The organism is Coprobacillus sp., from assembly GCF_984815275.1.
Genome location: NZ_CFJNYH010000056.1, coordinates 1 through 15,103, shown reverse-complemented (window position 1 = coordinate 15,103; position 15,103 = coordinate 1). Strand labels below are relative to the sequence as shown.

General features: G+C 33.0%; 10 protein-coding genes and 1 pseudogene. All 11 read right to left on the bottom strand.

What is annotated here, in order from left to right; genetic code table 11:
- Positions 1 to 483 (bottom strand): annotated as a pseudogene (locus AC5M21_RS14650) (cell division protein FtsA); the annotation flags it as partial.
- A gap of 1,021 nt (positions 484 to 1,504) precedes the next feature.
- A complete protein-coding gene (locus tag AC5M21_RS14645) occupies positions 1,505 to 6,670 on the bottom strand; it encodes a leucine-rich repeat domain-containing protein (RefSeq protein WP_017143805.1) in 5,166 nt (1,721 codons plus the stop codon).
- On the bottom strand, positions 6,582 to 8,447 hold the full coding sequence (locus tag AC5M21_RS14640) for a hypothetical protein (RefSeq protein ID WP_008790415.1): 1,866 nt from the start codon (positions 8,445 to 8,447) through the stop codon (positions 6,582 to 6,584). The genes AC5M21_RS14645 and AC5M21_RS14640 overlap by 89 nt, the downstream gene beginning before the upstream one ends.
- A gap of 13 nt (positions 8,448 to 8,460) precedes the next feature.
- A complete protein-coding gene (locus AC5M21_RS14635; RefSeq protein ID WP_202086392.1) occupies positions 8,461 to 8,985 on the bottom strand; it encodes a hypothetical protein in 525 nt (174 codons plus the stop codon).
- Complete coding sequence (locus AC5M21_RS14630; protein WP_008790417.1) at positions 8,966 to 9,472, bottom strand: signal peptidase I; 507 nt, start codon at positions 9,470 to 9,472, stop codon at positions 8,966 to 8,968. The genes AC5M21_RS14635 and AC5M21_RS14630 overlap by 20 nt, the downstream gene beginning before the upstream one ends.
- Positions 9,469 to 10,425 carry a hypothetical protein gene (locus AC5M21_RS14625; RefSeq protein ID WP_008790418.1) on the bottom strand — a complete coding sequence of 319 codons (957 nt, stop codon included), beginning with the start codon at positions 10,423 to 10,425 and terminating at the stop codon, positions 9,469 to 9,471. The genes AC5M21_RS14630 and AC5M21_RS14625 overlap by 4 nt, the downstream gene beginning before the upstream one ends.
- An 88-nt stretch (positions 10,426 to 10,513) precedes the next feature.
- The gene (locus AC5M21_RS14620) at positions 10,514 to 11,095 is read right to left on the bottom strand and encodes a hypothetical protein (RefSeq protein ID WP_008790419.1); all 582 of its coding nucleotides are present in this window, start codon (positions 11,093 to 11,095) and stop codon (positions 10,514 to 10,516) included.
- Positions 11,092 to 11,607 carry a hypothetical protein gene (locus AC5M21_RS14615; protein ID WP_017143806.1) on the bottom strand — a complete coding sequence of 172 codons (516 nt, stop codon included), beginning with the start codon at positions 11,605 to 11,607 and terminating at the stop codon, positions 11,092 to 11,094. The genes AC5M21_RS14620 and AC5M21_RS14615 overlap by 4 nt, the downstream gene beginning before the upstream one ends.
- Before the next feature lie 153 nt (positions 11,608 to 11,760).
- Positions 11,761 to 12,591, bottom strand: a complete 831-nt coding sequence (locus AC5M21_RS14610) for a LytTR family DNA-binding domain-containing protein (RefSeq protein WP_008790421.1) — start codon at positions 12,589 to 12,591, stop codon at positions 11,761 to 11,763.
- An 854-nt stretch (positions 12,592 to 13,445) separates the two neighbouring features.
- Positions 13,446 to 14,213, bottom strand: coding sequence for a cell division protein FtsQ/DivIB (locus tag AC5M21_RS14605; RefSeq protein ID WP_008790422.1), 768 nt, complete (start codon positions 14,211 to 14,213; stop codon positions 13,446 to 13,448).
- A 9-nt stretch (positions 14,214 to 14,222) separates the two neighbouring features.
- Positions 14,223 to 15,103, bottom strand: an 881-nt coding sequence (gene murB, locus AC5M21_RS14600; protein WP_493531517.1) for a UDP-N-acetylmuramate dehydrogenase, incomplete at its 5' end; no start/stop codon positions are given.

The window sequence follows — 15,103 nt, the reverse complement described above, 5'->3', positions numbered from 1 at the left end:
CGATCTTGTTGTAATGACTAATGATTCCGCTTTTAATGATGCTGATTTTTGCCCAATTGGAATCTCTCTCATAACTTTAGTATCTAACTGATATAATGTTGGAATGACAGAAATAACCTCTTCATTATCATCACGCTCAAAACGTCTTGATAATTTCAATGCACGAACAACATCATCACTTGTAATTTGATCTGAAGGAGAATTAACTTTTGTGATTCCATCACTTTGATAGATATGTGCGTGAAATGATGGAATACATAAAGCGACTTTTGTAATTGTTGCCCCTAACGCTGCTGAAGCTTCATCTAACAATGTTTTAATCTCACTTACAACAGTTGGCATACTTTCGATTTTCCCTTTACGAATACCATGACTCGTCATCTTTTTAGAAAATAATATATTTATATTTGCACTTACAACTTCACCCACTAAGAGTTTGACAGTTGCACTTCCTATATCTAATACAGCATAGATATCTTTCATAAATGATTCTCCTTTAAAAAATACTTCTACAATATTGTATCATAAAACCAACGATAAGAAAACAGATAATCTTGAAAGAATATATGTTTTTTTTGTCGAGAAAAAGAATTGTTTTCAGTCCCTCACTTCATTGATGACAGGTTGAAGTTCATTTTTTAAATTCAAGATAAAATCTTCACTTTTCTCATAGAGTGTTATCATTATTATATTTATTACTGTTAACTCTAAAATAATTTTCTATATTTAAATATACAATTTTTACAGGCAAAGGAATAATTAAAAATTATTCCACCACTCTATAATCTCTATTGCATAGTTCCAGTTGGTTTCTATCCTCTAAATCATATTATAGCTATCTGTCTGTTAGATAATTCCGATTGTCTGTAAGTCAGCTTATCGATATCAGTTATAACTTTTTTCTTTCATGATGATTATTTCGTTCACTATAGCTGTGTGTTATACCCTTGTTTACCTCATAACTATAATGATAATCCTCTTTAACTTTCCTCTATACATTATCCCTCTTCTTGCGATACCATATAATGCTACTTTATGGATCAGTATCCTTTAGGCTTCACTGGTGGTACTTAAGGAAAAACAATTATTGGTATGATAGATATTTTTAAGAGACTTCGAAATTATGATAGTAAATTGTAGAGATAGTGCTCTTAGGCATAATGAGACTCGTTCTTAAAAAAGAGCAAAACAAATACACATAAACATATGTATATTCATTTCACTTGGAAACCTTCCGCATTCTTGTTACAAAGCAAATGAACATCAAAAATTCTTAATAAATAATAAAAAAACATCAAAAGCAATATATCTTATTTCAAGATTGCCATAACATCACTAGATCTTATATCATCCTTATCATGCCTAAAAAAGGAGGGATTTCTCCCTCCTTTCATGCTAACATCCTTTGGGGTAATCCCCCCTTAAAAAGTTATATTAACGCTTTAAACACAGCACTGTTTTCAATCACCTTTTGTATAATGAACTGACTTTAAGCATCAATAACTTATTGTGAACTCTGTCCTTCTTCCTTCTTACCAAGAGTTTGTGAAGTTCCTTGACTTGGTACTGTTCCTGTACTTGGAACAGTGTTAGGAACAATAACTTCATTCACATGAACTTTAACACTTATGCTTTTTTCAATCACTTTTGGCTCAACGATTACATTTTCTTGTTTTGGTTTTACAAGAGGAGTAACAGCATACGTACTATTCGCTGTCTTAGGTATCCATGTAATAACTCCAGAAGATGGATTCGAAGCTATATAATCTGTAATCACTTGATTTGATGGATTATAATAAACAACCAAAGGAGTCGTATAACCTTCAACATTATCTCCATTATGTCCTGCATCTCTAAAACAATCCGTTATTGATTCGAGATTATCAGGCAATGAAATTATTCCGCTCATATATTCACAGAAATCAAATGTATAATTCATAGAAGTAATTGAATTTGGTAATGTTAATGTTACTTTTTTAAGAGCAGCATACTCAAACATATAATCAATATTTGTAAGTTTCTTAGCATTGGCAAATAAATTCGATGGAATTTGTTCAACCATTGACATCTCAAACATGGAAACAGCTGATTCGACTCTATTCGATAATTGATAATCATTAGGGACATTAGTAAATTGACTAGACTTAAATAAGTTATCAAAGTTGGAAATTGTATCTGGCAGATTTTCAGGAAATGCCTTAAGGTCAGGTGCTAAAAACGATATTGGCATTCTCCAATCGAGTGCATTACCGTTCTTGGCAAATCTTATATAACTTCCTCCAAGGGTGTTGCTAGTGAGATTAGATACTTCTTGACTAATATAGAAATTAGCAGTAGTAAAATTTGGATCAGTTAATAACTCTCCTATATTTTCATCATTTACATAAAGATAAGCTCTGGCATCAGAAGCACCCGTAAATGTCATCTTATAATCATCACGATAATCACCAAGTTCTTGTTTGAAAATCAAACGTTTTTTCGTTGTCGTATTTTCAAATATATTGCTTTCAACTTTATAACCACTAGTACTACTTGAACTAAAACTTTTTGGAAGAATTACATCCTCTGTATTATTTTCACCTGAAAACATCTTGTAAGTTGAAGTCACTTCAATTGATTCATTTTTCCCTTGCCACATAATTTTACCATTCATATCTGCATAAGCACTTAAATCCACTGTTTCTTCTGTTCCAATGTATTTAAGATAAGCACCATTATATGGACCATTAGGATCACTGACTTTTACAAACATTGTCTCATCTAAACTTTTACTTATCCAATCAATACGCGACTCTGGACTATCATCATAAAAATACTGAACATAATTAGCAATCTCCTCATTTGATCCATTATAATAAACTTTTAATCGTGGATTGTCTACATTAGTAGCAGCATAATCAAAAGACCACATCATATTATTAATATAATCTCCCAGTGTGATTTCTCCAGTGAGGTTTTCACAATTTTCAAACATAGCTTCTACATTTTTAATTGAGTCAGGCAATTTTATATTAACGTTTTGAAGCTGAGTACAACCATTAAATGCATGAGGTGCATTAACAAGACGTTTTGTATGATCAAAGAATCCATCTGGAATACTAGTGATTTGCGTATTCCTAAAGATAGACTCAATATCAACAAGGCTTGAGGCGTTATCTAAAAAGCCTTGTGGAATTTCGTCAATTGCTGTATTCTCAAACATACCTACTGCAGTAGTAACATTATTTGATATTTTAAAGTCATTAGCTATTTTTTGAATCTTCGAATCAGAAAATGCATAATTCAAATCAGTCAGTGTATCAGGCATATTTTCTGGAACTTCACGTAAATTATCCTTTATTAATGATAGTGATGTCCAATTCTTATTTCCTTCCTTGGCAAATCTAATAATGCTTCCTGATATATCAGTCAGATCAGTTGTTTCTGAAGAAATATATAAATACCCCTGCGGATGAGCAAAATTTATATCCAGTTTATTATCATCATTTACATAAACGTAAGTTCTTGCATCAGTAGCATCTGTAAAATTGATATCTTTATCATATTTATGATTAACTTCCAGCATCGTTTTATAAACCAAACGCTTTCTTGTTGTTGTTCCAGCAAATATATTTTCATTTACTGTATACTTCGGTCCGTACCGCATCCATTCTTCATAAAATGGGTTAAAGTGTACTGGAAGAATAATGTCTTCAGCGTTATTTACACCCTCAAACATCTTATAAGTTGAAGTCACTTCAATGATGTCATTATCACCATGCCAATAAAGATGCTCGACATTTCCATAAGTTGGACTTCTCTTGACAACCATATAACGACTTAAGTCTACTGTTTCTTGCGTTCCTATATATCTAAGATAAGAGCCATTATACGGTCCTGCAGAATCAGTCACTTTCTCAAACATTGTTTTATCTAAAATATTGTTTGTATCAAACCACATGACCTTGTCTGATTCAAAGTTTCCTGAATTCACATAATCTTTAATTTGAGAATGCGATGAATTGTAATAAATATGTAATGCTGCTGGAGTTTCTACCGGAATCTCTGAATCTGACGCAGATAAATAAAAACTATCCCTCAATGTAAATACACTGTTGTTAGGAAGATAAAGTCTTCCACATAATGTGCTCGCATAAGCAAAGAAAGCATCCATATTTGTTATTGAATCTGGTAATTTAATATTGAATTGTGTTTTCACATTAGTCGAACTAAACATCCCGCTAATATCAGTTAGTGATGATGCATCATCAAATAGATGTGATGATATTTTATTTAAGTTTTCTATAGATTCAAACATATCTTGAGTTGTTGTAACTTTATCAGACAGTCGGAAAGATTCTGGAATTTCCGGAATCGTAGAATGTCCAAATGTTGTTATATAAGAAGTCGTATTATCTGGCATATTTTCTGGGAATTCCTTCAACTGACAACCCTCAAATGTATTATTCATTTCAGTCCAATTAACATTTCCTTTTTTATCAAAGCGAGCATAATCTATTTCTCTATTCTGTAGTAGCGAATAGGAAAAATCATTCAAATTATCAAAATGTGAAGAAATATAGATATTCTTGTGCCCACTAGAGCCTACTTGTTGCACATTAGCATTATCCACATAAACATAAGCTCTTGCATCAGCAGCACCATCAAAGGTCATATCAGATATATTTTCCGACACATCCCTAAAAGTTAGACGTTTTTTCGATGTTGTACCTTCAAATATATTCGTATTGATGATATCTCTTGTAAAGTACTCATTTAAGATAATATCCTCTACATGATTATCTCCCTCAAACATTTTATATGTTGAATTAACTGGAATAATGGATTCTCCACTTCTCCAATACAATATTCCATCATCATTTACATAATCCGCAAAATCTATTGTTTGTTCTGAACCAATATATCTAAGGTAATGACCAGAATATGGTCCATTAGGATCTTTTACCTTCTCAAACATACTGTCTGTCAAATATTTTGCCATATTGCTATAGTCTATCCAAGTGATTTTATCATCATAATAACTATCCTTATAAGAACTTATCATTTGATTTGAAGGATTATGGAAAACGAGTAGCGGAGTATTGTAACCCTGATAATTGGATGCATCTACTCCCGCCCAGGAGAAACACCTTTCCATATCATCTGTAATACCATCTGACAATACGATTGTGCCTCGAAGAGCCCGTGTATCCAAAAACATATCAGTCATTACTGTGACCGAATTAGGTAATCCAATCGATACGTCAGCAAGAGAGGAACATAGAGAAAACATATTAGCGGTATTTTCTAGTTTTTTTGCTTTATCAAACAAATTCGAAGGTATAGATACAATATTTGTAGCCCTAAACATCCCTTTGGCAACTACAGCTTTATTAGATAGTTGAAAGTTTTCTATGTTATCTTTGGTAAAAGTAGCATAATCAAAAGTACTGGTATAATCAGTCACTGTATCCGGCATATTTTCCGGCATTTCATAAAGATGACTATTAGAAAATGTATATTGCATACTCGTCCAGTTAGCATTCCCTTTTTTATCAAAACAAACTCTTAAATCAATATTATTAGAATCCATACAAAGATCGTCAAGGCTCTCACATTCTGACGAAATGTAGATATTTCGATGAATTTTAGTAGCCCCTGCCTCAACTGCTGCTTTATCTATATAGAGATAAGCATGTGCATCAGCAGCATCTTCAAATACTCTGTTACTAATATAATCCTCACCGTAAAAAGTTTTACATTTTAGAATCAAACGTTTTTTAGATGTTGTGCCTAAGAACGTATTCGTAGCAATAATAGTTTCCTCGCGGTCAGACGCTGGTAAAAAAACATTTTCTACATGATCATTACCCATAAACATCTTAAATGTTGACTCCACATTGATGAGTGCATCACCATTCTTCCAATACAATTCTCCAGAAACAGTATCTCCATATTTGATCAAATCCACATCTTCATCTGTACCTATATATTTCAGGTATTTATGATTATATGGACCATCATTCCCATCATCAACCAATTGAAACATTGTATTATCTAGCAGTTTGGTGTCCTTACATATCCAGGTAAGACTTGATGGATTTCTGTTTTCAATATAGTTTGTAATCACCGAATTGAATCGATTATAAAAAACAACTAACGTTGATGGACGTTGATCATCATCAGGCAGGGATGCACTATCTCCAGTACGATCAAAACTTTCCTCCATTTCTTCTATATTGTCTGGCAATGTGATAAACCCTTGAAGATACTCTGCTCCACTAAACATATAATTAATATTTACTAGACTTGTTGCATTGTCAAAGAAATGTGATGGTAACTTTGTTAGTCCAGTATTCTCAAACATATTGTAGCTTTCTACAACTTTATCAGACAATTGAAAATCTTCTGGTATCTCCGTTAAGGACATACAGTCCCCAAATGTATATGAATAGTCAGTCACAGTATCTGGCATATTTTCAGGAAACTCATTTAAAGCTGTTCCATAAAATGCATTATACAGGCTTAGCCAGTCAGCATTTCCATCCTTATCAAAGCGTACTTTTTCAGTATTGTAGATACCATTATCAGCAGTTAATATATTACTTATATCTAGTACATCTGATGATATATACATGACGATAATCAAGTGACCAAAAATTGTGTCTAAGACTTTCATCCATATAAACATAAGCCCTTGCATCCTGAGCATCAAACTCAATATCCGATACATCTGTTTCAAGATATAAACTACTCAATCTTCTTTTCTTTGTTGTATTTCCAAATGTATTCGAATCAATTCCAATTGCCATAATTCCGCTTGGCAAAATGAAATCCTCTGCAATCAAATTATCATCTTCAAACATTTTATATGTTGAGTTAATTCTATATATTCCAGTTGCATCCTCAAAATAAATGTTATTAACATATGCGTATTTTGTTAAATCAATCTTGTCTATATTAGCTCCCTTGTACTTTAGATAAAATTTCTGTGTTATATGATCCTCATAAGGTCCAGCTATGTCATTAATTCTTTCAAAAAGATTGCTGACTCCGCCTTTTTCTCGATACTCAACCAGTTCTCCAGGTTCAGATGTCTTATGAGCACTAATAAAATTTCTAAGCATTGGGCTATGATAAGCAATAAGCGGCTGTGTACTATCTCCAACTGGAGCAGCTGCCGTTCCAGCATCACGGAATATAGAATTCATTTCAGAAATATAATCTGTTAAGTATATATTTCCAGTCACGTTTGCACATCCCTCAAAGAGATTGTTTGCTTTCTCTACTTTATCTGGCAAGACAAAATCCACATAGCCAATTGGAGTATTCGCAAACATACGACTTACATCTGTTAAATTCTTTAGATTAATTAATAGATTTTTCTGAACAGATGAAATTTGTGTTCCTGCAAACATACCACTCGCATCCATTACATTGACAAGATCATTTAAAGCCTCATCTCCAATGGTCGTTATCGGTGTTCCGGCAAACATCTCACTCACTGTTTTAATACTATTTTGCCCCGTAAATGAGTTTATTAAATCATTTGGAAGTTCTGTAACAAGTGTATTTTTGAACATTTTTGAGCAATTCTCTAGAGTATCTAATCTCTCTCTTATCAAATACCAAGAACAATCACTCAAATTAGAAACCAAGGTTCCCATAAACATACCCTCTACATTTTTAATTCCAGCAGGTAGAACAAGATTAGAAGGAATTATACTTATCTTGCTTTCTGCAAAACAATAACTTAAATCTGTTATTGTCACGTTATCCGTCAGTCTCGTAAAGTTTTCTGGTATCACTTCAATCTGACTATTGTAAAACATATGGTTTAAATCATTCCAGTTTAAATTATAATCTTCATCAATACAAACATCTTTGACCGCTGAATTACTGAATAATCCCACAAGAGAACTTATTTCATTTGGGACATAAACATTCATATAGTTCTTGACAGTATTTTTATTGCTATCAGTTATATATGCATAGATTTTTGCATCTGCATAGTTAAATGTTTGAGACGATAAATCGTTTGCTGTATTCCTATAGATCAAACGTTTACCTGTGGAAGTTCCATCAAACATATTTTTATTTATTTTCCCTGTATAACTTTCCGGAAGAAATATATACTTAGTTCCACGATTTTTTGCAAACAACATATATGTATCTGTAATTTCTGTTCCAGCAAGAGTGAACTTTCCATTCACCACTTCATCTTTAAAATCCACAGTCCATGATGTCGCTGTCGAATGCACATAATACTTCCCAAATCCATCTTTTTGATCATACGGTGCATTCGCATCTCCATAGACTCTTTCAAAATAAGTATTCTTTACTTTCACTTGCCCACTTGTCTCCAGGTTTTTTATATACCTTGCAAATGTGTATGTGCATAGAGCTAACATCACTGCACAGATGGCCATGATGATGACTGTTGTCCTCTTCTCTTTTCTTAATTCCATCTGTCAACTCCTCCTAGTCTTTCTGTACCGATGTTACTTTTACATTGAAACCAAAATCTCCTGCTGTATCAGGATATAGCTTAAGAATATAATGGTGTGCTGTTTCTGTAGTGGCAGGTAATAACATTTGATCATCTGTCGCTTTAACAATGCTCCCATTCTGATTAAGTGAGACTCCATCATTTGCTTCATCATATACTCCATTCTCATCACAATGGAAAAGACTATATTTGACTTTCCCTTTATAACCGGCATTTGTCACAACATCAATTGAATAAGTCATGCTCACTTCTGATATCTCTGCTCCATCTTTATTACTAACATAGAATCTATATTCTCCTACATTTCCCTTATCCATGTTGATTTCATTATTTCCCCCACGGACAAGTGATGTCTGTGGCTTAGCAATAGAGGCATGTGCCACACCACCTAATGAACCACTGTATCTTCCTAGAGTTATAAATACAATTGTAGCGATAACTGTCATAGCTGTAAACACAATAATAACTCTCTCTCTTTTACTTATTCTCAATTTCATCCTCTTCCTCCTTGTCTGGCCACAGAATAATCATCATTCCAATTCCTGCAACTCCTGCCATTCCTATAGGTGTCTTCAACTGTCTAATGACTGTCCCTATATAGGGCACAGAACAAACTACCTTTCCTTCTATCATATTTTTTGTAATTGGCTCATCCTCAACATTATTTGCATCACCTTGAACTACAATTTTCTCATCATCATGAATTTCGATAATTCTGTGAGTTATCAATGTGTAATCCTTTACATATGTCACAATATCATCAACTTCATAACTATCCTGTTCGTGTATCAGCGCTAGGCTTCCTGTCTTTATTGATGGTTCCATACTTCCTGATAAAAAGACAACTTCACCCCATCCAAAAATCTTAGGTAACCTATTTGTTTGCGTTGACTGTATCATCAGGTATAGTTGTATCAGATAAATCCCTATCACAATAACTGTTATAACTTTACTTATTACTCTTAAAATTCTTTTACACATCATTTTTTATTAATGCCTTTTTTGATAAAAAGTGTAACGGCTCCTGCACCACCGACAAAAACAGACGACACTATAATAATAAATCCCAGAAGACTCTTTTTCTCTGCTGATTCTAATTGTTCATCAATTTCCTGCTTTATAGAAGTATCTTCATCCTTTTTATCTGTTTCACTATTTCCATCTAGCTGATTTTCATCTGTTCCTGAGGTATTTCCTGATGAAGTATGAGTATTACTGGTAATACTGTTGTTATTTGTATCCCCTGAATTACTAACTATTTCATTATCTTGAATATTTCCATCAACACCTTGTTCTGAATCGATTATATCATTTCCATGATCAGGTATTTCTGGTTGTATCTCATCAGGGTGTTCTGTCTCAGGTGTTTCTGGTACATCTGGATATACTGGTTCCTCTTCATCTATATCTTGACCTGTCTGGTAGCCATCTATATGCAGATGAATTGTATAAACACTTCCATCTGCAACTTCATTATCTGATATACCATTTTGACTCCATCTCCATTTTAATGTAAGTGTATCCTTCTGGTTAATTTCCATATCATTTTTATACTTCTGTGGTTCTGACAGTGTCACCCATTCATCCTCAGTGCCAAGAATATTCTTGCCTTCGCTATTTTCCAATTGATACTCAATAGGTATTTTCTCATCATTTGTTTCACTCATTAACAGTTCATAGGCTGATGTAAAATGAGCATCGTTATGTATTGTAAACACGTACTCACCCCAATCACTATCTGTCAAATATTTGTTCCCATCTCGCTCTGGAAAGATATTTAAATCACTATCCTGAGTCCAGTATCCATCACTGTCTTCAACTATAATCCTTGGTTCCTTCAGTTCGTTTTGAGCACTTATATGCATAGGTAACCCCAACAGTAGCATTGTTGCTCCACCTATGCACAGTCCGATTCCTCTTTTCTTCCAGTCCTTCATTATTCTTTCCTCTTTCCTTTCTACCCTCTTCAATGAAATCTATTTTTGTAAATCACATTGAGAAGGATAGAACTCATCCTCCATCTCTTTAATCAACCTGTGTACATGTAGCTGTAACTGTCACTTCTGGCTGATTTGTACCTAAAGCAGTCACATCTTCACCAATAGCTGTATCAGTTGCTGTTTGAGATTCTCCAAATGCCCATCTCCAATAAAGCGTGATCTCTTTTCTCTTTCCTGTAGACATATCCAGCTTTGTAGTAGCTGGCTGCACTTGAGTAATATCTGTATTCCATGTTGAGTTATCTGTACTAAATTCAAGTGGTGCATTTAAACCATTGTATTCAAGTTTAAAAGTCATATCAAGATTGACATTCACATCTGAATTGTTTGTTACTGCTATCGTTGTTGAACCACTTGTCCCTGGTGCAATCTTTCCAGCAGCAACATCTGTTTCTGGTGTTAATCCATCTGAATCCATAATTGTCTCAAACAGTTTAATGTCTGCTGTTTTAGCTTTATCTAATTCACTTGATGTAATCTCAAAATGTGCAATCTCTGCAGAATCCATCCCCCCTAGTTCAGTCTGATACTGAGCGACTGTTCCTGCTGCTGCACATGTCATGAGTAAAGCTAACGCTAATAAAAATTTTCCTCTTCTTTCCTTCATACCCTTTCCTCCTTTTTATTTTCTTTATATATTAACGATTTCTTGTGTCGATAATACCTATATATATCTGGTGCCATTGCAACAGTACACCCCACCAGTAGCCATTCCATATGGCTTGTGATAAAAATAAATATTTTTCCTGCATAAGGAATCTTTCCTGTTTTTATACCTATAACCTGATGATGAGATATATAAATTCGCTGACTTCTGTTCTCGATATGACACCATTCTTTTGATGTCTCAATCACTTTTCCCATGCCTATCGTTTCTCTATCCCTATAGCAAACGACATCATCTTTTTTAGCTATTCTGTTCGGTATTTTTGCAATCATTAAATCACCCTTTTGCAGATTGAGAACATTATCATCTTTCCCAATAACATATGGTGCATATCCAATAATATTAGCTGGCATTTTGGGATGTGAATAATATGAAAAGATTAATGTTGCTTCTATCATTATCAGCATAAGCAAAAGAAATTGAACAATATAATCAATCATACTTGATTTCATCACTTTGTTTGGCTTCTTTTCTCCCAGATCACAATTTCATCAGCTTCCTTTTTGGTAATCTCCCTACTTCTATAAAAATACTGTTCCTCTCCTTTCTTATTCCTTAGTTGAATGACCTTTGCTCTTCTATAATCCTCATGTGTGTATCCCCTTTCACTCATAACCGCTTCCTCTCATTTTACGCGTATGCAATTTCTCTAAAACATCTAAATATTTTTGTTTAGAAATCGGTATTCGATATTCCCCTGCTAATTTCATTTCATATCTTTGAATACTATCAATATAATATTTATTCACCGCGTAACTCTTATGGACTCTTATAATCATTTTATCATTGATAGTCATAATTTTCTTTTCCACATCCAATAATAGCATTCTTGTTAAAAAGTCACCATTAGTTGTATGTATAAGCGTCCGATGATCAAAGGCCTCTAGAAAAATAATATTGCTAAGTTGTATAATATGATAAACATTTTGCTGATCCTTGATTTTAATCATTTCACTTTTCAGCTCTTTTCTTAACAGCATATTCATATATTCATGAGTAAAAATTCCTAACTTATGTGGAAAGATTTCACTTTCCTGAACATTCGCCATAGGATTAGAAACGTGAATATGCCTAATATAAAGCTGTTCTTTCTCCTCTTTCCAGCCAAATGTAACCCTTTGCATATCACGAAACAATTCTCCATTATTCATATCTGTAATACCTATATATCTACCAACAATAGTGCAACTGTTTCTATCTTGGAACACACATTCAAATTCTCTAGATGTCAATATGATATCTGGCAGCTCTTTTTTTTCTTCTTTTAAAACTTCTATTATTTTTTCCTTGCCATGATAATATTCACTGGCAATCGAGCCAATCCATAAACAAGCTTTATGCACATGTGCTTTAAAAACATCATGGTTCCCTCGATAATGAGAAGTCATAATATCTTCTGTCATCTGCAGACATTTATTAACTTTCTCTTTAAGCATCTTTCTTTCCCTCCTCTCTTACCACAACTACATAATTGCAACGATATGATATCAATTCTTTACACTATAATTTTTGTTTTATCTGATAAAAATAACACTATATATATATTAAAAGGATATTCTGTGTAAAGAATAACAAATTCTTTTATAATATTCAATGCGACTACGTAAACAGTAAATTATACGAGTATTTTGTTATAAATTGTCGTTTTTTTGTATGAATATTACAAAATAAAAAAGGACAAAACAAAGATACATTTGATAGATATTTAAATAATCACGAGGTTAACCTATTGGTTCAAACCTCCAAGTGGTTGGCTTTTTCTTGACTCTCAATTTCAACAGGATACTCTTTTCGTATGAAAAAATCCTTTCGTGTTATGATATGTTTACAGAAATAAGGAATCATTACTTAATTTAAGTGCTAAAAAGAAAACACATAAAATTCCTGAAAAGAAGAAAGTATAATAAAAAAAATAAGAATTGAACATTAATAATTGTTTCTGCACAAAAAAAGTATCATTCCTAACCCTATGGTTTTGAATAATACTTTTTTCTTTAAATTTCTGTGAGGCAACTCAATCCCTGTATTATTTTAGAATCTATTTTTGGTAACCCTATCAAAATTTAGAGATCCCATTTAACCTGTATATTCATTTCATTCTTAACAAGTTTTATACCAATATTATAACACAAAACATATATGAAAATATATTTAAACCTAAAACCTTAGAAATATGTTCTTTTGATTGTTAAGAAATTTATCACATCCAATTATAGTATTTTACCGACACTATTCATAGAAGTTTTTTATAAACTCAATTGATTTGAGACTACTCATTTTAAAAGATACATCACTTACATTTCTCCATATAAACATTGTCACCTTCAAAGCTAAACTCACAGCGATCACTATAAGCTGTCATAAACGCCTCATAATCAAACCGACTCAACTGATCAGCCATTGTTTCAACCCTCAGATAAAGAATCTTTCCATTCACCATTAAAAACTTCATTCTTGATTCATCGGCTGACTTTGGTGAATAAATGATATCACTTGTCTGATTTTTAATAAGTTCAGGAATTCTGATATATTGCTTAGCAAACTTTTCTAAGAATTTCACATCTTTAAAACCAATTAATTGTGGAGAAGATTGCAACGATTCAATCATTTTACTATCTGTTGTTTCACTAATATTACCAAGTTCATCAATAACATATGTGATTTTACCAATCACACAGTAAGCAACCTTATCTGCCTCTTCAATTTCAATTCGAATATGCCCAAACAAGTCTTTAGTTACACTTGTCTTTTTGACCAAAGGAATTGACTTGACTTCATCTTCAATCTTACCAGTATTCACTAATAAATAAATTGATTTTTTACTCACAGATATCTTTTCTAATATATCCTCGCTTTTCACTTCATCATTTCCTACAATTGTAATTGATTGAACTCTCGAATAATCACTCATAAAATAGGCACCAATCATAATAAAAATCATCAAAAACAATAAGATTTTGACACGTCTTTTTATTTTTTTCTTCTTTTTTGTTTTGAGAATTTTCTCAACCTGACTCTCATCGTGCTCATTATAATAATATTCATCATGATGAGCCATACCAATCACCTACTCCCAGTTGACCAGAATAACCTCTTTCTTAAGTTCTACACGAAAGCGATCAAACACTGTCTTTTCAACCAATAAAATCAAATCCAATATATCTCTTGCACTTGCATAACCATTATTAACAATAAAATTTGAATGTTTTGGCGAAACCTGAGCCCCACCAATTTCATGTCCTCTTAATCCACATTCATCAATATATTGCCATGCCGCTTTCTCTTCTGGATTTCTAAAAATACTTCCAGCACTTGCAAAATTCCATGGTTGTGTAGACATTCTTTTTTCTTTACGTTTATCTAACACTGCCATAATTTCCTGTGGATCACGTGGTGACATTGTAAAATGTGCCTCAATTAAAATCCAATCCTTATGCTTTTGCAATACTGATTTACGATAATCAAATTGCATCTCTTCTTTTGTCAATGTGATAAATTCACCATTTTCATTCAATACCAGCGCTGATGTAAAAACATCAGCCATACAGTATTTATAAGCGCCAGCATTCATATAAACACCACCACCTATTGTTCCTGGAATACCACCCATAAATTCAAACCCAGATAACCCAGTCTTCGCAGCCTCATAAGCCATATAAATCATTCCAACACCAGCTTCAGCACGAATCTCCAAACCATTTATATGCACCTTGTTTAACCCTGACAATGAAAAAATAACACCTTCATATTCACGATCAGAAAACAACAAATCCGAACCTTTTCCAATCACCATATGTGGAACTTCATGAGTTCGACAAAACTGAATTCCTTTTTTCAAACTTTCTACATCCTGAATACGAATATAAAATCGAGCAGGGCCTCCTACCTTAAAAGTTGTATGTTTATACATTGGTTCATTTTCTAAAACATCACCTATATCTAATTCAA

Bases quoted from the DNA above. Each gene is read 5' to 3' on its own strand.
- AC5M21_RS14640 (WP_008790415.1), bottom strand. From the start codon at position 8,447: ATGGAATTAAGAAAAGAGAAGAGGACAACAGTCATCATCATGGCCATC.
- AC5M21_RS14635 (WP_202086392.1), bottom strand. From the start codon at position 8,985: ATGAAATTGAGAATAAGTAAAAGAGAGAGAGTTATTATTGTGTTTACA.
- AC5M21_RS14615 (WP_017143806.1), bottom strand. From the start codon at position 11,607: ATGAAATCAAGTATGATTGATTATATTGTTCAATTTCTTTTGCTTATG.
- AC5M21_RS14605 (WP_008790422.1), bottom strand. From the start codon at position 14,213: ATGGCTCATCATGATGAATATTATTATAATGAGCACGATGAGAGTCAG.
- AC5M21_RS14630 (WP_008790417.1), bottom strand. From the start codon at position 9,472: ATGATGTGTAAAAGAATTTTAAGAGTAATAAGTAAAGTTATAACAGTT.
- AC5M21_RS14620 (WP_008790419.1), bottom strand. From the start codon at position 11,095: ATGAAGGAAAGAAGAGGAAAATTTTTATTAGCGTTAGCTTTACTCATG.
- AC5M21_RS14625 (WP_008790418.1), bottom strand. From the start codon at position 10,425: ATGAAGGACTGGAAGAAAAGAGGAATCGGACTGTGCATAGGTGGAGCA.
- AC5M21_RS14610 (WP_008790421.1), bottom strand. From the start codon at position 12,591: ATGCTTAAAGAGAAAGTTAATAAATGTCTGCAGATGACAGAAGATATT.
- AC5M21_RS14645 (WP_017143805.1), bottom strand. From the start codon at position 6,670: ATGTTTATATGGATGAAAGTCTTAGACACAATTTTTGGTCACTTGATT.